Genomic DNA, 20,174 nt, shown 5'->3' with positions numbered 1-20,174 from the left:
CGGCAGGCGGCCCGTGTGCTTTTAGCTGAACAATCTACGCGTTGCTTAGCTGCAGTGCCGGTCCGAAGAACTCATAATGAATCTGAGACTCGGTCATTCCGAGCTTCTGCAGTTCACCAATCATGGCTTCCATAAAAGGAACAGGCCCGCACACGTAAGCATCTCCGGTAACATCTACATAACTCTTTAGAATTTCGCCGGTAATCACGCCATCCGGTCCGCCGGAGTAGAAGGTTCGGGTCTTGACGTTGCTCAGCGCCGCCGCATGCTTTTCAATATCCTTTCCGAAGGCAGCAAGCGATTCGTTCCGCGCAGAGTGGAGGAAGACAACCGGCCGGTCCGGTGTTACATTAGCCACGGTCTCGAGCATGCTCATCATAGGGGTGATGCCTACGCCGCCTGAGATAAAGGCTACTGGGGTAGTTATAGAAGTATCCAGCAGGAACTCACCGGCAGGAGCGCTCACCTCAACGGTATCGCCCTCATTCACTCCGTTATGAAGATAGACAGATACCACGCCATTCGGGTCATTCGTCTCCTCGCGTTTCACCGAGATGCGGAACTCATCCGGCTTCGGCGCTTGGGACAGGCTGTATTGGCGGATCATGGTGTATTGCTCTCCAGGAATCAGCACACGGACAGAGATGTACTGGCCCGGCTTATAGTCTGGTACATTCGAGCCGTCGGCCGGTTTCAGATAGAACGATGTAATGCTGCCGCTCTCCTCAACCTTACGCACCACGGTAAAAGGCTTAAAGAAGTTCCAGCCGTTGTCCTGTTCCCGCGCTTCCTTGTACATGCTGTCTTCCACACCGATGAATGCATCAGCAATCACTCCGTACGCGGCTTCCCAGGCACTCAGGATCTCATCCGTAGCGGCATCGCCCAGCACCTCCTTGATGGCCTTCAGCAGGAATTCTCCGACGATCGGGTAATGCTCCGGCTTGATACCGAGACTGACATGCTTGTGTGCGATCTGAACCACCGCCGGCAGTATATTCTCAAGGTTGTCTATGTGGACTGCCGCTGCGTAGACCGCATTGGCCAGTGCTGCCTGCTGGCGGCCTTGCGCCTGGTTGGCGTGGTTGAACACATTCAGCAGCTCCGGGTGGGCCTCGAACAGATTCCGGTAGAACACCGTTGTAATGGTGGTGCCGTGCTCCGCCAGGACTGGCGCTGTGGATTTGACAATGTCACGAGTCTCTTGTGTTAAAATATTGATCATCCCCTCTCCATATAGTACAAAATTAATATATACGGTTTTGAAGAGAAAAGATATATTTAAAATACCACTTTAACAAATTAGACAAAGAATATGATAAACTTTGCAATAAATATCACTTACATTAAGCTGAGTTAAATAGAACGGAGCATGACTATGAGGCTGACGTTATATACCGATTATTCCCTGCGAATCCTCATGTATCTAGGAGCCAAGCAGCGGGAGGAGTTAACTACAATACAGGATATCTCTAGTGCCTACGGTATCTCCAAGAATCATCTGATGAAGGTCTCGCATGAACTCGGCAAGGCGGGTTATCTCGAAACAGTGAGAGGGCGCGGGGGAGGGATCAGGCTTGCGCTTGCGCCGGAGATGATCAATATCGGGGAGGTTGTGCGCCGGATGGAGGATGATTTCTATCTCGTGGAGTGCTTCAATCCCACAGGCGGCAGCTGCCCGATCTCTCCGGTGTGCAGACTCAAAGGCGTGCTGGGCAAGGCTCTGCACGCCTATCTGAAGGTGCTGGATGAGTATACGCTCGAGGATCTGCTGATGAATAGAGATGATCTGCGTGCTATTCTGCAGGAGAGCGGCAATGGAGAGGAGCTTCACAATGAAACTAATTAAAAATATTCTACTGGTATCTGTTCTAACCCTGTCTTCTGTGATCTTGGTTACTATTCCAACTCTCGTGGTTTATGCAGATCAAGCGGTAAAAGTGATTTCAATATCGGTCGCAAGTCCGTCAAACGCATTGAAACCAAAACAGACATTTCAATTAAAGCCAAACGTAGCTACTTCACCCAAAGGTACAAATGTAAAGATTACATACTCTTCAACCAATACTAAGGTAGCAACGGTAAATGTGAGCGGTTTAGTAACGGCTGTCAATCCAGGAAAAGCAATCATATATACAAGCTCAGGCGGCAAAAGCACATATGCAGTAATCAATGTAGCTTCTAAGACAGTAAGTCTCAGTACAGGGCTGTGGGTAGAAAAGAAGGACATTAAAAATTCAGAAGAACAGCTGTTAACTGATGGTGCTATTTATTTCGAACTGAAAAGCTTCAAAAATAATATGCTGACCGGACATTTTTTCTCTATTAGTTCCCCTCCATCCAATCGGATAGCTGATGTTGAGATCAGAACAGAAATTAAGAATGGCAAAGGGGTTTTCTCCTACACTGATGATGGTTGGGGAAACAGCGGAAAAGGAACTGTAGAAATCAAAGGGGACAATCTTTTGTTCGGTTTCAAAGAGACCAAATCAGACAGCAGCGCAATGTGGAATCTCGGATCATTCAGCGTCACATTATATAAATCTAACAGCGGTTCGAACGTGGGGGTATCAGGATAAATTAACTTATCATCTGGTCAAATATGATGACAAGAAAATTATTGGTTTAAGCAGCCGGGGCCCGTAGGAATAAGACTCCGGCCGCATATAGAAAAACACACGGACTCCAACCGGAACATTCAGATCCGCTATGCAGTCCGTGTGTTTTGTGTACCCTTCTATTCAGGGCGGCATTACGGCTCCTGGAACAGCAGCCGCTCTTCATCCCGGCTGTGAATAGCATTCACTACCAGCAGCGCATGGAACTGGTGCAGCACCTCTGAGGTGAGGCCGTCTTCGGCGAGCATACTTTTGACATCCTGCACGATGATCCGCAGCAGCTCATGATCCCGCTTCAGCCGGGTAACGGCTTCTTCCAGAGCGGGATTCTTCGCAATCATCTCCTGATAGAAGCCGTCTTCTTCCGCATCAGCATGGCTGAGTATCCGCGTCTCCCAGTACTCAATCAAGTGGTCAGCCGCCTGGCGGGCCACCTCCACTTCCTTAAGCGCCAGCAGTTCTTCCACTTCTTCTGTCTTGGCTACAGCGCCGGATAGCCCGCCCTGATGTATGGCATGATGGGCGTGCAGCTGGCGTAGTGAGGGTCCTGACATTATTCTTCATCCTCCCGTAGTATAACTATCTCAGACGTATCTACTGGTCAGTATAGCATAGAGTGCTGCCATGGAATTCCCGCTAGGAACTTCCCCCGAATATAAAGAGGGAAGTCCCTAATGGAACTCCGGGCCCGGCGGTGCAGCGCAGAATCAGAGCTTTTCTCCTCAGGGGGAAAGGCTTTTTTGCTGCGGGATGAGATCAAGGGAATTCCCGAGGTTCAATAGGTGTTTCCCTAATGGGAAGCACGGCCGGGGAGATCCATAATGAGATTAATTGAATAGATTCGTACAAAGGAGTGTTCTGGACAGATGAAGAAGAAATTCGGCCTTAACTTTTTTAAGCCGGTGGAGAGCTATTCCGGGAACTGGTCCATTCTTGAAGAGAAAAATAGAGATTGGGAGAACATGTACCGCCAGCGCTGGTCTCACGATAAAGTAGTCCGCACCACCCATGGCGTGAACTGTACAGGCTCCTGCAGCTGGAAGGTGTTCGTGAAGAACGGGATTATCACCTGGGAGAACCAGCAGATTGATTATCCGTCCTGCGGACCGGATATGCCGGAGTTCGAGCCGCGCGGCTGTCCGCGCGGAGCTACCTTCTCCTGGTATGAATACAGCCCGCTGCGCGTGAAGTATCCGTATATCAGAGGCAAGCTATGGCGGCTGTGGCAGACGGCGCTCCAGGAGCATGACAATTATGTCGATGCCTGGGCCAGCATTGTAGAAGATCCTGAGAAGGCCAGCCAGTATAAGAAGGCACGCGGCAAGGGCGGCCATGTCCGGGTGGCCTGGGATGATGCACTGCGGCTAATCGCAGCGCAGCTGATCTATACGATCCGTAAATACGGTCCTGACCGGATCGCCGGATTCACCCCGATTCCGGCCATGTCGATGGTCAGCTATGCTTCAGGGGCGCGGTTCATCTCCCTTCTGGGCGGTCAGATGCTGAGCTTCTATGACTGGTATGCCGATCTTCCTCCGGCTTCGCCGCAGATCTGGGGCGAGCAGACGGATGTCCCGGAATCCTCGGACTGGTACAATGCCGGGTACCTGATGATGTGGGGCTCGAACGTACCGCTGACCCGGACGCCGGATGCCCACTTCATGACTGAAGTGCGCTACAAAGGCACGAAGGTCGTATCGGTCGCCCCGGATCTTGCTGAGAACGTGAAGTTCGCCGACAATTGGCTGGCTCCGAACCCCGGCTCGGATGCGGCGCTTGCCCAGGCGATGACGCATGTCATCCTGCAGGAGTTCTACCAGGAACGCCAGGAGCCGATGTTCCTGAATTATGCGAAGCAATATACGGATATGCCGTTCCTGATTCTGCTTGATCCGCATGAGGACAGCCTGAAGGGCGGACGCTTCCTGCGGGCCAGTGATCTGGGCGATGCTTCCCCGCACTCGGACTGGAAGCCGGTAATCTTCGATGAAGCAACTGGCGAGATGATCGTGCCGAACGGGACAATGGGACAGCGCTGGGAGGAAGGCAAGAAGTGGAACCTGATTCTGGAGCGGGAGGACGGCAGCAAGGTGGAGCCGGCTCTGACCATCGAAGGGCACGGGGAAGAATGGACAGAGATTGTGTTCCCTTACTTCGACAATGCCGGTAATGGCACCTTCAGCCGGATCATTCCGGCCCGGAAGATGAAGCTTGCGGACGGCACGGAACGTTATGTCGCCACCGTATACGACCTGATGATGAGCCAGTACGGCATTAAGCGCAGAGACAGTCTGCTGAACGCTAAGGGGTATGAGGATGAATTGTCCCATTACACTCCGGCCTGGCAAGAGAAGATTACTACAGTAAAAGCAAGCGTGGTCGTGCAGATTGCCCGCGAGTTCGCCCAGAACTCCATTGAGACCGGCGGACGCTCCATGATTATCATGGGCGCAGGCATCAACCACTGGTTCAACAGCGATACCATCTATCGTTCAATTCTGAATCTGGTGGTGCTGACTGCATCCCAAGGCGTCAACGGTGGCGGCTGGGCGCATTATGTCGGCCAGGAGAAATGCCGTCCGATTGAAGGCTGGTCCACCATTGCCTTCGCCAAGGACTGGCAGGGCCCGGCGCGGCTGCAGAATGCAACCTCATTCTTCTATTTTGCTACCGAGCAGTGGCGTTATGAGGAGAGCGGCACCGATTCGCTGAAATCGCCGACAGGCGGAGAGGTTGCTTACCAGCACCCGGCAGATTACAACGTACTGGCTGCGCGTCTGGGCTGGCTGCCGTCCTTCCCGCAATTCAACAAGAACAGCCTGCTGTTCGCAGAGGAAGCGTCGCAGCAAGGCAAGAAGACGGATGCGGAGATTATTAGCCATGCTGTAGAAGAGGTTACTTCACGGAAGACGCGCTTTGCTGTAGAAGATCCCGGCGCACCTGAGAACTTCCCGCGCTCCCTGTTCATCTGGCGCTCGAATCTGATCTCAAGCTCCGCTAAGGGACAGGAATACTTCATGAAGCATTTGCTCGGAGCATCGGATGGTCTGCTGGCCGAGCCGAATGAGGAGCAGAAGCCGGAGGAGATCGTCTGGCGTGAGGATGTGGAAGGCAAGCTGGATCTGATGGTGGCGCTGGATTTCCGGATGACCACTACGCCGCTGTATGCCGATGTGGTTCTGCCTGCCGCAACCTGGTATGAGAAAACAGATCTGTCGTCCACCGACATGCATCCGTTCGTCCATCCGTTCAATCCGGCCGTGAATCCGCTGTGGGAATCCCGTTCGGACTGGGATATCTACCGTCAGCTCTCGGAGGTATTCTCCGAGATGGCGAAATCGCAGCTGCCCGGAGTCTATAAGGATGTAGTGATGTCCCCGCTGGGCCATGACTCCATTAGCGAAATCTCACAGCCGATGGGTCTGGTCAAGGATTGGACCAAGGGCGAAGTGCCGGCCATTCCGGGTAAAACCATGCCGAACTTCACCATTGTCGAGCGGGATTACACGCAGATTCATCATAAATACAGCTCGCTCGGACCGAACCTGGCTACCGGCAAAGCAGGCGCACACGGCGTCAGCTTCTCGGTTGCGGAGGAATACGAAGAGCTGAAGAAGATCAGCGGTGTGCATTACGATGAATCGATCCGGCACGGACTGCCGAAGCTGCAGACGGCCCGTCAGGCGGCGGATGCCATTCTTCATCTGTCTTCCGCCACCAACGGCCGCGTCTCCCAGAAGGCTTATGAGTCGGCGGAGAAGGATCACGGGGTCGAGCTGCGGGATATTTCGGCAGACCGGGCCGCTGAGAAAATTACGTTCCAGAGCATTACCGCTCAGCCGCGTGAGGTGATTCCGACACCGGTATTCAGCGGCTCGAACAAGCAAGGCCGCCGGTATTCGCCGTTCACGACGAACATCGAACGTCTCGTTCCGTTCCGTACCCTGACCGGAAGACAGCATTTCTATATTGACCATGAGATCTTCCAGCAGTTCGGCGAAGCGTTGCCGGTTTACAAGCCGACCCTGCCTCCAATGGTCTTCGGACCCCGCGACAAGGAAGTGAAGGGCGGGATGGATGCACTGGTTCTGAGATACCTGACGCCGCACGGCAAATGGAATATCCATTCGACTTACCAGGATAACCAGCACATGCTGACTCTGTTCCGGGGCGGTCCGACGGTGTGGATCAATAACGAGGACGCGGCGGCTCATAACATTGCGGACAACGACTGGCTTGAGGTCTATAACCGGAACGGTGTGGTCACTGCACGCGCCGTAGTCAGCCACCGGATGCCGAGAGGCACCATGTTCATGTACCACGCCCAGGATAAGCATATTCAAGTACCGGGCTCCGAGATTACGGATACGCGCGGCGGAAGCCATAATGCGCCAACCCGGATTCATCTGAAGCCTACCCAGATGGTCGGCGGATATGCACAGCTCAGCTACGGCTTCAACTACTACGGTCCGATCGGCAACCAGCGTGATGTCTACGTAGCCGTTCGCAAAATGAAGGAGGTCAACTGGCTTGAAAATTAAAGCGCAAGTTGCAATGGTAATGAATCTGGATAAATGCATCGGCTGCCACACCTGCAGCGTGACCTGTAAGACCACCTGGACGAACCGCAAGGGTGCGGAATATATGTGGTTCAACAACGTGGAGACGAAGCCGGGCATCGGCTATCCGAAGCGCTGGGAAGACCAGGAACTGTACAAGGGAGGCTGGCAGCTTCGCAAGGGGAAGCTGGAGCTGAAATCCGGCAACAAGCTGTCCAAGATCGCGCTCGGCAAAATCTTCTACAACCCTGATATGCCGGAAATGAAGGATTATTATGAGCCTTGGACCTATAACTATGAGCATCTGACTAATGCCGGGGAGCAGAAGCATTCCCCGGTTGCCCGGGCCCACTCTGCTGTAACCGGCGAGAAGATGGATCTGGAATGGGGACCGAACTGGGAGGATGATCTGGCAGGTGCGCATGTGACCGGCCCGCTGGACCCGAACATTCAGAAGATCGAGGAAGAGATCAAGTTCAACTTCGAGAAATCCTTCATGATCTATCTGCCCCGTCTTTGTGAGCACTGCCTGAACCCGAGCTGCGTGGCTTCCTGTCCATCGGGAGCGATGTACAAACGCGATGAGGACGGCATCGTCCTCGTGGACCAGGAGGCCTGCCGCGGCTGGAGATATTGCATGACCGGCTGTCCGTACAAGAAGGTGTACTTCAACTGGCAGACCAACAAGGCGGAGAAATGCACCTTCTGCTTCCCGCGTGTGGAGGCAGGCCTGCCAACGGTCTGTTCCGAGACCTGTACGGGCCGTATCCGTTACCTTGGTGTTCTGCTGTATGACGCCGACAAGGTTCTGGAGGCTGCGTCCACCCCTGACGAGAAAGATCTGTACCAGGCCCAGTGTGATCTGTTCCTGAATCCGCATGATCCAGAGGTTAGAGCCCAGGCGAGGGCGGACGGCATCTCTGAGGACTGGCTGGAGGCTGCGCAGAACTCACCGGTCTACAAGCTGGCGATTGAGCATAAGCTGGCCTTCCCGCTGCACCCGGAATACCGGACGCTGCCGATGGTATGGTATGTACCGCCGCTTAGCCCGATCATGAATTACTTTGAGGGCAAGGATTCACTGAAGAACCCGGATATGATCTTCCCGGCCATCGAAGAGATGCGTACGCCTATTCAATATCTGGCGAATATGCTGACGGCTGGCGATACGGAGACTGTGAAGGAAGCCCTGCAGCGGATGGCGATGATGCGCTCTTACATGCGCGCCCAGTCTACCGGTCAGGAATTCGATCTTAGCCGTCTGGACCGTGTCGGCATGACGGCGCAGCAGACCGAGGAGATGTACCGCCTGCTGGCGATTGCCAAATATGAGGACCGCTTCGTGATCCCGACCTCCCACAAGGAGCAGCACATGAACCCTTACCGCGCGCAAGGCGCGGCTGGCTATGGCAGCGACATGGGCGGCTCGGGCTTCGGCTCCGGCTGTGACGGCTGCGGACCGGCCAGTCCTTCCGGCGACACCATGAAGACCGGCAAGGAGATGTATGAAGAGAATTTCTACGGGGGGATCTGGCGTGATTGATCTGAACAAACTGCATCAATACAAGGAGTCCTTCGGTTATTTCGCCTTGCAGCTTATGTACCCGGAGAAGCTGGATTTCCATCCGGCTTTTCTGGAAGAGGCGTTTGACCCTGCTCACCCGGGATATGCCCACGTGCAGACGTACTGGAAGCACATGCAGAGCTTCAGCCTGGAAGAGATTCAGGAGAACTATGCGGCTACGTTTGATTTTCAGAAGGACTGTGCGCTCTATATGACCTATTTCAAGTTCGAGGATGCCAAGGAACGCGGGCAAATGCTCGCCAAACTGAAGCTGCTGTACGAAATGTTCGGCCTTGAAATGCCGGAGAGCGAGCTGCCCGATTACTTGCCGCTGATGTGCGAATTCATCTATGCTGCAGAGTGGCTGGACGTTCCCGGCGCGCCGGAGAACTTCCGGATGCTGATGGCGATTCTGGAGGATGGCTCGTATCATCTGGTGAAGGCGCTGGAGCAGCGGGAGAGTCCATATTATCACCTGGTTAAAGGGTTGCGAGAAACCTTCAAAGCTTGTGCGGAACAGGAGGCCCTAAGTCAATGAATATGATGGGTCAGTTTTTATGGGTTATTTTCCCGTATATGTGTATGGTCGTATTTATCGGCGGGCATATTGCCCGCTACCGTAAGGATCAATTCAACTGGACAGCTAAGTCCAGCGAATTCATTGAGAAAAAACAGCTGAAATTCGGCAGCATTCTGTTCCACCTCGGCATCATGCCGGTCATTCTGGGCCACATCGGCGGTCTCGCCGTTCCCAAGTCCTGGCTGGAGGCTGTCGGTGTCAGCGATCATATGTACCATATCGGTGCTGTATACATCGGGGGAATCTTCGGTGCGGCTACCCTGGCAGGGATGCTGATCCTGACCTCACGGCGCTTCACACTGAAGAACGTCCGCCGGCTCAGCAGCGCCTCCGATCTGATCGTCAACACGCTCCTGCTGTTCATTGTGTTCATGGGGATGTACTCCACGATTGTCACGAATGTGGTACAGCCTGAGTTCGACTACCGGGATACGATCTCGGTGTGGTTCCGCGGCTTGTTCATGTTCCGCCCGGACCCGTCGCTGATGAGCGGAGTGCCGTTCTCCTTCAAGCTGCACATTCTGTCAGGGTTCGCGATCTTTGCCTTCTGGCCGTTCACCCGGCTGGTTCACGTATGGAGTGTTCCGTTGAATTATGTAGGCAGAAGTTATATCCTATACAGAAGAAATAAATCAAATTAACGGAAGAGAGCAGCGTGGACTTCTTTCCCTGTTCAATCCGAGGAGAGAAAGCGATGATGAATAAGGTGGATTACCAGACCCGGCTTGACCAGATCCGTAAGTGCCTGGGATATGACTTCATGTCGCTGGCGTTCGCCGAACCGGCGGAGTATGACTATGCGATCCGCTGGAAATACGCCTCAGGCAATATAAGTGACCGCTACAAACGGATTGTGCTGCAATCCGGCAGAGGGATTGCCGGCATCGTGTTCAAGACCGGCAAGCCCTTCCTGATCCCTTCGGTGAAGCTTATGGTGAAGCCCGACAGCCTGTTCAATTACCCCATCACTAAGATGGAGAATCTGAACAGCATCGGGGCGGTGCCGATGTGGAATGATGCCCGTGTGGCTGGCGTGCTTCTGGGCGGCTTCAGAGGGGACCGGCAGGTGACCGCTGAGATGCTGCGTGACCTGGAAGCGACAGCGCGGGGCGGCATTGGAGACTTGAACGGGAAGGAATTGTTGCTCAGTTGAGGAACCCTGCTACGGATTTGCGCAGTGAGCTTATGACGAAGCTGTTCGAGAACAGCTCGGAGGCGATGTTCTTTTTTGACCGGCAAGGGAAAGCCCTGGCGATGAATCCGGCTGCCGAGACGATTGTCGACAAGGATATTCTAAGGCAGCTGTATCAGGGGAATCCTGAAGCGCTCTGCGGAACCTGCCGGGGATATACCAGTGAGACGGAGCTGCGTACCTGCCTGAATTGTTATTTTCACACCCCGGACTCAGAGGAGTTCACCTCTTATCAGGTCTATCTGGAGACCAGGGACAAGGGGATTGTGCCTTATGCCGCGACCTTTCACACGATAGATGAAGAGAACGGAATCCGGATCTTTATGCTCAGGGATTTAACGAGACAGTTCAAGACGCAAGAGAAGTTCTACCAGAACAAGATGATGAAGCATATTATTGAAGCCCAGGAGAATGAACGCAAGCGGATCTCCCGTGAACTGCATGACAGCGTTGCGCAAGAGCTGATGAGTGCCGTGATTGATCTGCGTGTGCTGAAATATATGACAGCCGATGATGGCCTGTTGAAGAAAGTGAAGCAAACCGAAGTGTCGATGACCCGGCTGCTGAGTGATATCCGCAACCTGTCGGTGGAGCTTAGGCCGGCTGCCCTGGATGATTTCGGTCTGGAGGCGGCTTTCCGCTCCCACTTCAAGCGGGTAGAACAAACATATGGCCTTGTGATTGAGTATGAATCCCGGCTGCCCGAGAAGCGGTACGGGAGTGAGATCGAGACGGTCATGTACCGGGTATGCCAGGAAGCGGTGCTGAATGCCTTGAAGTATGCCCAGGTAGACAGCGTCAAGGTCTCGCTCACCGAGAACGGCGGCATGCTGCAGCTTCTGGTTCAGGATGACGGCATCGGCTTCCATCTGGGAGATGAGCCTACTGGAACCGGGCTTGGCTTGTTCGGGATGCAGGAGCGGGCGGAACTGGTGGGCGGAACCTTCAGTGTGGATTCAGAGACCGGCAAGGGGACCCGGATTATGCTGCAGGTTCCTGTATGATGGGCCCGAGGAAAGGAATGAGCTTCTGATGAAGATCGTCATTGCAGACGACCATGCGATCGTACGCAGCGGATTCTCCATGATTCTTAATTTTCAGGATGATATTGAAGTGATCGGAGCAGCGGCGGACGGCAGGGAAGCCTACACCATGGTCGCCAAGCTCCGGCCGGATATCCTGATTATGGATTTAAGCATGCCTCCTGGAGAAAGCGGGCTGACCGCGACCGGCAAGATCAAGGAGGATTATCCCGATACCCGAATTCTCATTCTGACGATGCATGACGATGATGAATATCTCTTCCATGTCTTGAAGAACGGGGCCTCCGGGTATGTGCTCAAGAGTGCACCGGATGAGGAGCTGCTGCTGGCGATCCGCACGATTTATGAAGGCGGTACTTATATTCATCCCAAGATGGCTACCTCACTGGTCCGTGAGTTCATTAAGCAGGACAAGACCGGCGGGACCGAGGATCTGTTCGAGCTGCTGTCCAAGCGGGAGCTGGAGATTCTGCCGCTCATTGCCAAGGGATACGGGAATAAGGAGATTGCCGAGAAGCTCTTTATTTCTGTCAAGACCGTGGAGGCCCACAAGGCCAAAATTATGGAGAAGCTTAACCTTAAAAGCCGGCCCGAGCTGGTCGAATACGCTTTGAGGAAAAAAATGCTGGATTTCTGACCGGCCACTGGAGGGTTAGCTGTATGCCGGAACATACAAACCTTAAGTTTACGCTGCCCGCGATGCGCATCCTTGAGAATGAACACCGCTATTTGACTTTTCTGATGGAGGAATGGCATGCCATTGTCCTCTGGTTTGAGCAGGAGCAGATTACGCTGGAAGAGGCCAAGACACAGCTTGAGAAGCTGCGTAAGGCAGTGCAGGAGTTCGGCGTTCCGCTGAAGCGGCACACGGAGAAGGAAGAGACGTATTTCTTCCCGCTGCTGGGCCAGTATATCGGCTTCGACCAGGGCCCGCTGGCAGGCATCCAGGAGGAGCACCGCGAGATTGACGGGTACATCGGGCATTTCCTGCATCACTCTGAGGGGGATATCAACCAGATGACGCTTGAGGGAATCCGCTCAGCAGTGCACGATGCGGGAGAGGCCTTCGAGGTGCTGACCGTCCATTTTGTCAAAGAAGAGACGGTGATCTTCCCGATGGGTGAGAACCAGCTGAGTCCGAAGGACAAGGAACGTTTAAGTGAACAGTTAAATACGCTGATTACGTGACAAAAAACAGGCCGCTCCATTCTAACTGGGGCGGCTTTTGATACTTTTTCAACAAGGGACTATTCACGGTCAGTGCTTACCCATCTGTGATTTCAACCTTAGGATGTGTTGTTCTGTGAGACCTGAAGCTTTAAGAATAACTGAGGTCTCTACTCCAAGCGCAAGAAGTTCAAGTACTATGGCCTCTGCTCTTTTTTGTTCACCCTTAGCAATTCCCTCCGCAATTCCTTCCGCACGTCCTTCTGCACGTCCTTCCGCTTTAGCACCGTTCATCCGTGAAGCCTCATCACGCAAATACTTCATCCGGGCATCATACTCCATACGTGTAGCGGCATCTTGGCTAAGAAATTCAAGTGTATCCATTGCTTTTTTTAACATGGGTTCATTCATGGTCTGCACCTCCCAGTTTGGTTGTTCAACACCCTTTGATGATAGTACATCTCACTCCAGTAAAAAAGTGTCCGCTTCTCCATATTGTAAGGATTGAACAATTGCATTTCGATGTTAATTCGCTTGCCCTCTGCCGTTTTCGCCTTGATGTCCAGTATGGACTGCTTTTCAGCCGGAGCATCTTTATCTGTGTAAGAATTCATTAATATGATCTCAGTTAACGTAAACAAAATCAGCCTTTTTGTATACAAACAATGCTATTCTGTCCCTAAAACTCTGTAACGCATACAGTCCATTAGGCGGCGTTATTTTTTACAAGGATTTATATGTTTTGGGGTCCCCGCAAAGTACCTGAATCATCACCTACGCTAAAGCCCCACTTTGTGGGGTTATTTTAGGGTTTCCCCTGTCAGGGAAAGGGGACTCCCCTATATCTGAGCCGGGGAACGGCGGATACAATGAGTACAGGAAGTATAGATCACAGGAAATCATCACAAGAAAAAACGGCGAAAAGGTGAAACGAATGATTAAAAAAATGCAATTGCCGCTGCAAACCTTAAACTTGATTACCGGATTCATGGTGTGGGTCATTATCTCCTCCTTGATGCCCTTTATCTCGGAGGATATCAGCATCCCTCCCGGGCGGCTGGCGATGGTGACGGCCATTCCGGTCGTGCTTGGCTCGATTCTGAGAATTCCGCTGGGCTATTATGCGAATATTCTGGGGGCGCGGATTATTTTTATGTCCAGCTTCGTGCTGCTGCTGTTCCCGGTCTACTTCATCAGTGTGGCTTCAACCGTAACCCATCTGATTATCGGCGGCCTGTTCCTGGGTGTCGGCGGCGCGGTCTTCTCTGTAGGGGTAACCTCTTTGCCGAAGTATTATCCGAAGGAGAAGCATGGTCTGGTTAACGGTATCTATGGAATCGGAAATCTCGGCACAGCGGTTACAACCTTCTCGGCGCCTATCCTGGCAGCACAGTTCGGCTGGGCGAACGCAGTCAAAATGTATCTGATTCTGCTGCTGGTCTTCATCGTCCTTAACTTCTTCTTCGGGGACCGTCAGGAGCCCAAGCTCCGCACTCCGATTATTGAACAGATCAAGGGCGTGTCAAGGAACGAGAAGCTCTGGCTGTTCTCATTGTTCTATTTCATTACCTTTGGCTCCTTCGTAGCCTTTACCATTTATTTGCCGAATTTTCTGGTATCCAGTTTTGGCCTGGAAAAAGTGGACGCCGGGATGCGCACCGCCGGCTTCATCGCAGTAGCGACCTTCTTCCGTCCGATTGGCGGCTGGCTGGCTGACAAGTTCCAGCCCTTGTTCTTACTTATCTTTACCTTCAGTGTCTACACCGTGGCTGCCATTATTCTGGCATTCATGCCGGACATGGGCCTGTATACAGCAGGCTGCCTGGCGATTGCTGTAAGTGCGGGAATCGGCAACGGTGTTATTTTCAAGCTGGTGCCGTTGTACTTCAATAAGCAGGCGGGGATTGCCAACGGGATCGTGTCGATGATGGGCGGTCTGGGCGGATTCTTCCCTCCGATCATGCTATCTGTGATTCATGCGGCAACCGGACAATATTCCATCGGCTTCATGCTGCTGTCCCAGGTGGCGCTGGCCAGTCTGGTGCTCGTGGTATGGCTGTACTTCCAGGACCGGCTTGCTCTCACCTCTGAGGTGTTCAATTCGACCGGCCAGGGGATTCTGGTTACGGATGTGTCCGGCCACATCAAGACGGTCAATCCGGCCTTCACGAAGCTTACCGGCTACACCGAGGAAGAGGTGCTTGGCAAACAGCCAAGCCTGCTGAAATCCGGCCGCCAGCCGAAGGACTTTTACCGCGTGATGTGGGGTGAAGTCAAGGCAAAGGGCATGTGGCAGGGAGAGATCTGGAACAAGCGCAAGAATGGAGAAGAATACCTGCAGTGGCTGAATATCAGCGCTGTGAAGGATGAGACCGGTGAAGATGTCCGGTATGTAGGCACCTTCAGCGATATTACAGAGAAATAAACGGATGTACGGATGCTCAGTCCGTCACCCGGTAAGGAGCAGATGAAGGTGGAGAAGACCAGAACTCCGGTTACTGTAGCGGAAGCTGTGCAGAGGGTAACCGGGAGAGTATGCCGCACAGGTACAGAGACCGTTCCGCTTCACGCCAGCTATGGACGTATTCTGGCTGAGCCGCTCACGGCAACCCATGATGTACCGCATTTCACCCGTTCCCCGTATGACGGCTATGCCATCGCTTCCCGGGATTCGGCCGAGGCTTCCGGCAGCAACCGGGTCAGCTTCACCGTGGTAGATCATATCGGCGCAGGAGAAGTCTCGCAGGCAGTGATCGGTGCTGGCGAAGCGGTACGGCTGATGACGGGGGCAGCGCTGCCTGCTGGGGCAGATGCGGTAGTTATGTTTGAACAAGCAGTCTCAGAGGGGCGGACGTTTACGATCCGTAAGGCGTTTGCGCCGCAGGAGAATCTGTCCCTGCAAGGGGAGGATATGCTAGCGGGTGAAACGGTCATTCCGGCCGGAAGCTTCATTCATCCTGGGGTTGTGGCACTGCTGGCTACCTTCGGCTACGGGGAGGTTAAGGCAGGGAAGCGGCCGGTGGTGGGGATTCTGTCTACGGGCACCGAGCTGCTGGCAGTGACAGACGCGCTCGTACCTGGCAAAATCCGTAACAGCAACGGGCCGATGATTGCCGCTCAGCTCGCCAGGATGGGTATCCCGTACCGGATCTATGATACGGCAGCGGACCGGCTGGAGGAATGCCTGCAGACTGTCCGTCGGGCGCTCGCTGAGACCGACTGTCTGATCACAACGGGCGGAGTATCAGTGGGTGATTATGACTACCTGCCGGAGATCTACAAGCGCCTTGGAGCCGATGTGTTGTTCAATAAGGTGGCGATGCGTCCCGGCAGTGTGACTACAGTGGCAGTGGCCGGGGATCAATTCCTGTTCGGACTGTCCGGCAATCCTTCAGCGTGCTTCACTGGCTTCGAGCTGTTTGTAAGACCTGCGCTACTTAAGATGATGGGGTCAGACCATCTGTATCTGCCGCGTACCACAGCTGTTCTGGCGGAGAATTTCGCCAAGGCGAATCCGTTCACCCGGTTCGTCCGGGCGGTATATGACGGCACTTCGGTCCGGCCTGCCGGCTTCAATAAATCGAATGCTGTCTCGTCCATCGCACGCGGCAATTCCCTGATAGTACTGCCTGGCGGAACAAGAGGCTTCGCCGCAGGGGATAAGGTGGATGTCCTGCTGCTCGGGGTGGAAGAGGGCATGAATGATTGGGTATTGTAAGGCCAAGTGTACGGGAAGGGAGATAGACGCACATGAATCATCATCCACTGCAAGATCAGCTGCGGCGGCCTATCCATGATTTGCGGATTTCGGTCACGGACCGGTGTAATTTCCGCTGTTCCTACTGCATGCCGAAGGAGATTTTCGGTGACGACTATGCTTTTCTTCCATCCGGTGAGCTGCTCACCTTCGAAGAGATCACCCGGCTGGCGAAACTGTTCGTCTCGCTCGGCGTAAGCAAGATCCGTCTGACCGGGGGCGAGCCGCTGATGCGCCGCCATCTGCCGGAGCTGGTTACCAAGATCTCCGCCATTCCCGGTGTAGAGGATATGGGACTGACGACGAATGGAGTCCTGCTGGGCGGACAGGCAGCTCCGCTGTATACTGCGGGCCTGCGCAGGCTGAATGTCAGCCTGGATGCGCTGGAGCCCGAGCTGTTCGGCAGAATGAACGGGCGGGGCTTCAGGCCGGGAATGATTCTGGAGGCTATAGATCAGGCAGCAGCCGCCGGGTTCGAGGTCAAGGTGAATATGGTCGTCCAGCGGGGCGTGAACGAATCAGAGATTCTTCCGATGGCCGCCTACTTCAAGAAGCGGAAGATCACGCTGCGCTTCATCGAGTTCATGGATGTCGGCAACGATAACGGCTGGAGCTATGATAAGGTCGTCACCAAGCAAGAAATCCTGCAGCAACTGCAAAGCGTCTATACGCTGGAAGCTCTTGAGCAGAATTACAGCGGCGAGGTCGCGCAGCGCTACGGCTATCTTGGCAGTCCGGCCCAGGTCGGCTTCATCACTTCCGTGTCCGAATCGTTCTGTTCCACCTGTTCGCGTGCCCGGCTGTCTTCGGACGGTAAGCTGTATACCTGCCTGTTTGCCTCCAAGGGCTTTGACCTTAGGGCCATGCTGCGCGGAGGGGCTGGCGACGAAGAGCTGCTGGCAGCAATTAAGCAGGTATGGGAGCAGCGCAGCGACCGTTATTCCGATGAGCGGACGGAAGAGACCCGCAGAAGCAAGGCCAAGATTGGCATGTCCTATATTGGAGGATAATTCGCATGACAAGGGGCGAAGTGTAACTATGAACGGAGCAGAACTGCTGATTGAGATGCTGATTGATAAAAAGGTAGAGACCCTGTTTGGCTACCCCGGTGGTGCCGTATTGCCTCTATATGATGCGCTCTATGATAATGACCGGATTCAGCATGTGCTGGTCCGCCATGAACAGGCTGCGGTTCACGCTGCAGACGGATACGCCAGAGTAACGGGACGGCCGGGGGTAGCGCTGGTAACCAGCGGTCCCGGAGCCACCAATGCAGTAACCGGAATTGCTACTGCGTTCATGGATTCTGTTCCGTTAATTGTGCTTACAGGTCAGGTAGCCACTGACCTTATTGGTCTGGATAGCTTTCAGGAAGTGGATATCTACGGAATGACCATGCCGGTCACGAAGCACAATTATATCGTCAGAGATATTGCCGAGCTTCCCAGAATCGTCCACGAAGCATTCCATGTAGCGGTCACGGGAAGACCAGGCCCCGTCCTGATTGATCTGCCGAAGAACGTGATGAATGCGGAGTTCATTCCTGTCAGTGGAGCGGCTGAGCCTTGCTCTGCGCCGGTGATCCGGGGATACGAGCCGAATCCGTCCATTGATCCTGCGGATATTCAGCTTGCGGCAGAGCGGCTGAGCCGTGCAGAGCGGCCGCTGGTGCTGGTCGGTGGAGGCTGCATGCAGGGAGAGACCCCTGCCCTCTTGCGGGAATTCGCGGAGCGGCATCACTTCCCCGTAGCAAGTACGCTGATGGGGATCGGGGCTTTCCCTTCCGGGCATCCCCTGCATCTGGGAATGGTCGGGATGCATGGAACGGTGGCAGCCAACCGTACGCTGCAAGGCGCCGATGTCGTGTTATGTCTCGGGGTACGGTTCAGCGACCGGGTAACGGGCAAGCGGAAGGCATTCTCGCCGGGGTCGTATAAAATCCAAGTGGATCTGGATACCTCAGAGCTGAACAAGAACATCCCCGTAGACCTTGCAGTGACTGGCTCTTGTGAGGAGCTGCTCAGAGGAATACAGGAACAGGTATATACCGCGGAGCATCTGCTCTGGGAGGAGCAGATTAAGGTCTGGCGTCAGCGCAAGCCGAAGCCGGGCCGGGAACAAGGCGCTAAGCTGACCCCGCAGGAAGTCATCCGCGCCCTCCAAAAGGCTACCGCAGGCGATGCGATGATTGCCACCGATGTCGGCCAGCATCAGATCTGGACGGCTACGCACTATGAATTCTCGGAAGCCCGATCCTTCCTGACCTCCGGCGGGCTGGGAACGATGGGGTACGGCCTGCCTGCTGCGATTGGGGCGGCCGTTGCTTTTCCTGACCGCGATGTGGTGTGTATTACAGGGGACGGAAGCTTCCAGATGAATATGCAGGAGATTATGACCGCCGTGGATCACGGCCTGAATGTCAAGGTGGCAATCTTCAAGAACGGGTATCTGGGAATGGTACGGCAATGGCAGCAGCTGTTTCTGGGCCGGCGTTATTCCTCGGTGCGGATCAGTTCGCCGGATTTCGTGGCCTTAGCCAAATCCTTCGGCGCCCACGGGTTCCGGGCGCGAACGCTGGCTGAAGCGGAGCAGATTATTGAACAGGCTCTGCATACGGAAGGACTGGTTGTGATGGAATTTGATATCACCGAGGAGGATAATGTCTATCCCATTGTACCGCCAGGCTCAAGCAATCAGGATATGATCGTAGAATAGGCTGGCAGACCGAAGGAAGCTCCGCTCGCGCAGATTGGCGAAGGAGCTTCCTGTTTTTTGTCCGAATAAGCATTGTGATTCTCCTAGAAATACAGCACCAGCACAGACACATATAAGATGACGGAGAAGCCGATCTCGATGATTCCCGTACGTTTGGCGGTAATTCCTGTCCTCGGCAGAATGGCTGCCCGCAACAGCAGAACCAGCAGCGGGACCAGCAGTGAAGGGAACAGATACAGACCGGCTGCCGCGAACAGCAGATGATAGGCGACGGAGCCATAATAGAAACGGATATTGTTCCGCTCACGGATGACGGTTTTGACATAGAAGGCAGTTCCAATGAAGTACAGCACCGCCAGCACGAACAGCTCATTCACGGCTCTCCAGTTCTCCCCAAGCCCCACATAGAAGACCGGATAAATCACCAGGCAGAACGCCACAATAGCGGAGATGTCATTAAGCAAGGCGCGTTCATTTCGGGTCCGGGCATAATAGAGGTTAACGGCGAATAACGGCAAGAGCAGCAGCGCGAACCCCAGCAGCACAGGCTGGACAATCACCAGATAGAGGGCGAACGGAAGCAGCAGAAGTCCGTATAACCTGAGCGGCTGGAAATAACGTGCGAACTTCCGGGTCTTCACCCCCTGCAAGAGCGGAAAGCTGAACAGATAGATCAGCAGCCAGCAGATAAACAGCGGAATATGTATGAACTGCCCCTTGGAAGCGGCGACGCCCAGCAGAAAAGGGAGAACGAGCATCGCCCAGGCGCCGTGCTGGTTGGGGATGTATTTTTTCATGCAGCAATAGACCTCCTTCACGGATATATCATGACACGTAAGCTACTAGACTCTTTAACTATACTTGTACCCGGCGGAGAATGCTGGTGATTTCAAGCACAGTAGCGCTGTCAAGAGATTAGGCGGGGAATGGGCAGCGGCCGGAATAGTGTATAATCGAAAATAGATCTTCAAGCAGAGGA

At 54.0% G+C, this 20,174-nt stretch carries 17 protein-coding genes and 1 pseudogene; 14 read left to right on the top strand and 4 right to left on the bottom strand.

What is annotated here, in order from left to right; all coding sequences use genetic code 11:
* Window positions 1-34 precede the first annotated feature (34 nt).
* The gene (hmpA, locus tag C162_RS02685) at window positions 35-1,216 is read right to left on the bottom strand and encodes an NO-inducible flavohemoprotein (protein ID WP_036691152.1); all 1,182 of its coding nucleotides are present in this window, start codon (window positions 1,214-1,216) and stop codon (window positions 35-37) included.
* Window positions 1,217-1,378: 162 nt separating this feature from the next.
* On the opposite strand from hmpA, the gene C162_RS02680 reads away from it, so the two are divergent.
* Both C162_RS02680 and C162_RS35175 read left to right on the top strand, forming a co-directional pair.
* Window positions 1,379-1,849, top strand: coding sequence for an RrF2 family transcriptional regulator (locus C162_RS02680; protein WP_083677823.1), 471 nt, complete (start codon window positions 1,379-1,381; stop codon window positions 1,847-1,849).
* Entirely contained in the window at window positions 1,836-2,579 is a 744-nt protein-coding gene (locus tag C162_RS35175; protein WP_156949523.1) for an Ig-like domain-containing protein, read from the top strand. The genes C162_RS02680 and C162_RS35175 overlap by 14 nt, the downstream gene beginning before the upstream one ends.
* A 173-nt stretch (window positions 2,580-2,752) precedes the next feature.
* Here the strand turns inward: C162_RS35175 and C162_RS02670 are convergent, their stop codons facing one another.
* A complete protein-coding gene (locus tag C162_RS02670) occupies window positions 2,753-3,172 on the bottom strand; it encodes a hemerythrin domain-containing protein (protein WP_036691013.1) in 420 nt (139 codons plus the stop codon).
* Window positions 3,173-3,484: 312 nt separating this feature from the next.
* On the opposite strand from C162_RS02670, the gene C162_RS02665 reads away from it, so the two are divergent.
* The 8 genes from C162_RS02665 to C162_RS02630 are packed head-to-tail and all read left to right on the top strand — an operon-like array spanning window position 3,485 to window position 12,744.
* Window positions 3,485-7,159: a nitrate reductase subunit alpha gene (locus tag C162_RS02665; protein ID WP_036691011.1), complete on the top strand. Its 3,675-nt coding sequence runs from the start codon at window positions 3,485-3,487 to the stop codon at window positions 7,157-7,159.
* On the top strand, window positions 7,149-8,720 hold the full coding sequence (gene narH / locus C162_RS02660) for a nitrate reductase subunit beta (protein WP_036691010.1): 1,572 nt from the start codon (window positions 7,149-7,151) through the stop codon (window positions 8,718-8,720). Before C162_RS02665 ends, narH begins: the two co-directional genes overlap by 11 nt.
* Entirely contained in the window at window positions 8,713-9,279 is a 567-nt protein-coding gene (gene narJ, locus C162_RS02655; protein WP_036691008.1) for a nitrate reductase molybdenum cofactor assembly chaperone, read from the top strand. Before narH ends, narJ begins: the two co-directional genes overlap by 8 nt.
* Complete coding sequence (gene narI / locus C162_RS02650; RefSeq protein WP_036691006.1) at window positions 9,276-9,962, top strand: respiratory nitrate reductase subunit gamma; 687 nt, start codon at window positions 9,276-9,278, stop codon at window positions 9,960-9,962. Before narJ ends, narI begins: the two co-directional genes overlap by 4 nt.
* A 53-nt stretch (window positions 9,963-10,015) precedes the next feature.
* Window positions 10,016-10,474 (top strand): GAF domain-containing protein, encoded by a 459-nt coding sequence (locus tag C162_RS02645; RefSeq protein WP_036691004.1) that lies wholly within the window; start codon window positions 10,016-10,018, stop codon window positions 10,472-10,474.
* 32 nt (window positions 10,475-10,506) lie between these two features.
* Complete coding sequence (locus C162_RS02640) at window positions 10,507-11,517, top strand: sensor histidine kinase (RefSeq protein WP_051493182.1); 1,011 nt, start codon at window positions 10,507-10,509, stop codon at window positions 11,515-11,517.
* Between the two features lie 28 nt (window positions 11,518-11,545).
* Window positions 11,546-12,193, top strand: a complete 648-nt coding sequence (locus C162_RS02635) for a response regulator transcription factor (RefSeq protein WP_036691001.1) — start codon at window positions 11,546-11,548, stop codon at window positions 12,191-12,193.
* Window positions 12,194-12,216: 23 nt separating this feature from the next.
* Window positions 12,217-12,744: a hemerythrin domain-containing protein gene (locus C162_RS02630; protein WP_036691000.1), complete on the top strand. Its 528-nt coding sequence runs from the start codon at window positions 12,217-12,219 to the stop codon at window positions 12,742-12,744.
* A 69-nt stretch (window positions 12,745-12,813) separates the two neighbouring features.
* Here the strand turns inward: C162_RS02630 and C162_RS35170 are convergent.
* Window positions 12,814-13,355: pseudogene (locus C162_RS35170) on the bottom strand (Rpn family recombination-promoting nuclease/putative transposase); the annotation flags it as partial.
* A gap of 302 nt (window positions 13,356-13,657) precedes the next feature.
* Here C162_RS35170 and C162_RS02615 point away from each other — a divergent pair.
* The 4 genes from C162_RS02615 to ilvB are packed head-to-tail and all read left to right on the top strand — an operon-like array spanning window position 13,658 to window position 19,195.
* Window positions 13,658-15,148, top strand: a complete 1,491-nt coding sequence (locus C162_RS02615) for a nitrate/nitrite transporter (protein ID WP_036690992.1) — start codon at window positions 13,658-13,660, stop codon at window positions 15,146-15,148.
* A 42-nt stretch (window positions 15,149-15,190) separates the two neighbouring features.
* Window positions 15,191-16,441 carry a molybdopterin molybdotransferase MoeA gene (locus tag C162_RS02610; RefSeq protein ID WP_036690989.1) on the top strand — a complete coding sequence of 417 codons (1,251 nt, stop codon included), beginning with the start codon at window positions 15,191-15,193 and terminating at the stop codon, window positions 16,439-16,441.
* A 32-nt stretch (window positions 16,442-16,473) separates the two neighbouring features.
* Window positions 16,474-17,490, top strand: a complete 1,017-nt coding sequence (moaA, locus tag C162_RS02605; protein ID WP_036690987.1) for a GTP 3',8-cyclase MoaA — start codon at window positions 16,474-16,476, stop codon at window positions 17,488-17,490.
* Window positions 17,491-17,518: 28 nt separating this feature from the next.
* Window positions 17,519-19,195 (top strand): biosynthetic-type acetolactate synthase large subunit, encoded by a 1,677-nt coding sequence (gene ilvB, locus C162_RS02600; protein WP_036690985.1) that lies wholly within the window; start codon window positions 17,519-17,521, stop codon window positions 19,193-19,195.
* A gap of 83 nt (window positions 19,196-19,278) precedes the next feature.
* Here ilvB and C162_RS02595 read toward each other — a convergent pair whose 3' ends face one another.
* Window positions 19,279-19,992 (bottom strand): YwiC-like family protein, encoded by a 714-nt coding sequence (locus C162_RS02595; protein WP_036690983.1) that lies wholly within the window; start codon window positions 19,990-19,992, stop codon window positions 19,279-19,281.
* Between the last annotated feature and the right edge of the window lie 182 nt (window positions 19,993-20,174).

Source organism: Paenibacillus sp. FSL R7-269, assembly GCF_000517865.1.
In the GTDB taxonomy this organism is placed as follows: Bacteria; Bacillota; Bacilli; order Paenibacillales; family Paenibacillaceae; genus Paenibacillus_AQ.
Note: the sequence above shows the minus strand (reverse complement) of the source record. Positions and strands in the feature narration are given on the sequence as shown.

What these genes read in the sequence shown, in the direction of transcription:
- C162_RS02595 (WP_036690983.1), bottom strand. Translation starts at nt 19,992, where the DNA reads ATGAAAAAATACATCCCCAACCAGCACGGCGCCTGGGCGATGCTCGTT.
- C162_RS02640 (WP_051493182.1), top strand. Translation starts at nt 10,507, where the DNA reads ATGACGAAGCTGTTCGAGAACAGCTCGGAGGCGATGTTCTTTTTTGAC.
- C162_RS02665 (WP_036691011.1), top strand. Translation starts at nt 3,485, where the DNA reads ATGAAGAAGAAATTCGGCCTTAACTTTTTTAAGCCGGTGGAGAGCTAT.
- ilvB (WP_036690985.1), top strand. Translation starts at nt 17,519, where the DNA reads ATGAACGGAGCAGAACTGCTGATTGAGATGCTGATTGATAAAAAGGTA.
- C162_RS02680 (WP_083677823.1), top strand. Translation starts at nt 1,379, where the DNA reads ATGAGGCTGACGTTATATACCGATTATTCCCTGCGAATCCTCATGTAT.
- C162_RS02615 (WP_036690992.1), top strand. Translation starts at nt 13,658, where the DNA reads ATGATTAAAAAAATGCAATTGCCGCTGCAAACCTTAAACTTGATTACC.
- C162_RS02610 (WP_036690989.1), top strand. Translation starts at nt 15,191, where the DNA reads ATGAAGGTGGAGAAGACCAGAACTCCGGTTACTGTAGCGGAAGCTGTG.
- moaA (WP_036690987.1), top strand. Translation starts at nt 16,474, where the DNA reads ATGAATCATCATCCACTGCAAGATCAGCTGCGGCGGCCTATCCATGAT.
- C162_RS02670 (WP_036691013.1), bottom strand. Translation starts at nt 3,172, where the DNA reads ATGTCAGGACCCTCACTACGCCAGCTGCACGCCCATCATGCCATACAT.
- C162_RS02645 (WP_036691004.1), top strand. Translation starts at nt 10,016, where the DNA reads ATGATGAATAAGGTGGATTACCAGACCCGGCTTGACCAGATCCGTAAG.
- C162_RS02630 (WP_036691000.1), top strand. Translation starts at nt 12,217, where the DNA reads ATGCCGGAACATACAAACCTTAAGTTTACGCTGCCCGCGATGCGCATC.
- C162_RS02635 (WP_036691001.1), top strand. Translation starts at nt 11,546, where the DNA reads ATGAAGATCGTCATTGCAGACGACCATGCGATCGTACGCAGCGGATTC.
- C162_RS35175 (WP_156949523.1), top strand. Translation starts at nt 1,836, where the DNA reads ATGAAACTAATTAAAAATATTCTACTGGTATCTGTTCTAACCCTGTCT.
- narI (WP_036691006.1), top strand. Translation starts at nt 9,276, where the DNA reads ATGAATATGATGGGTCAGTTTTTATGGGTTATTTTCCCGTATATGTGT.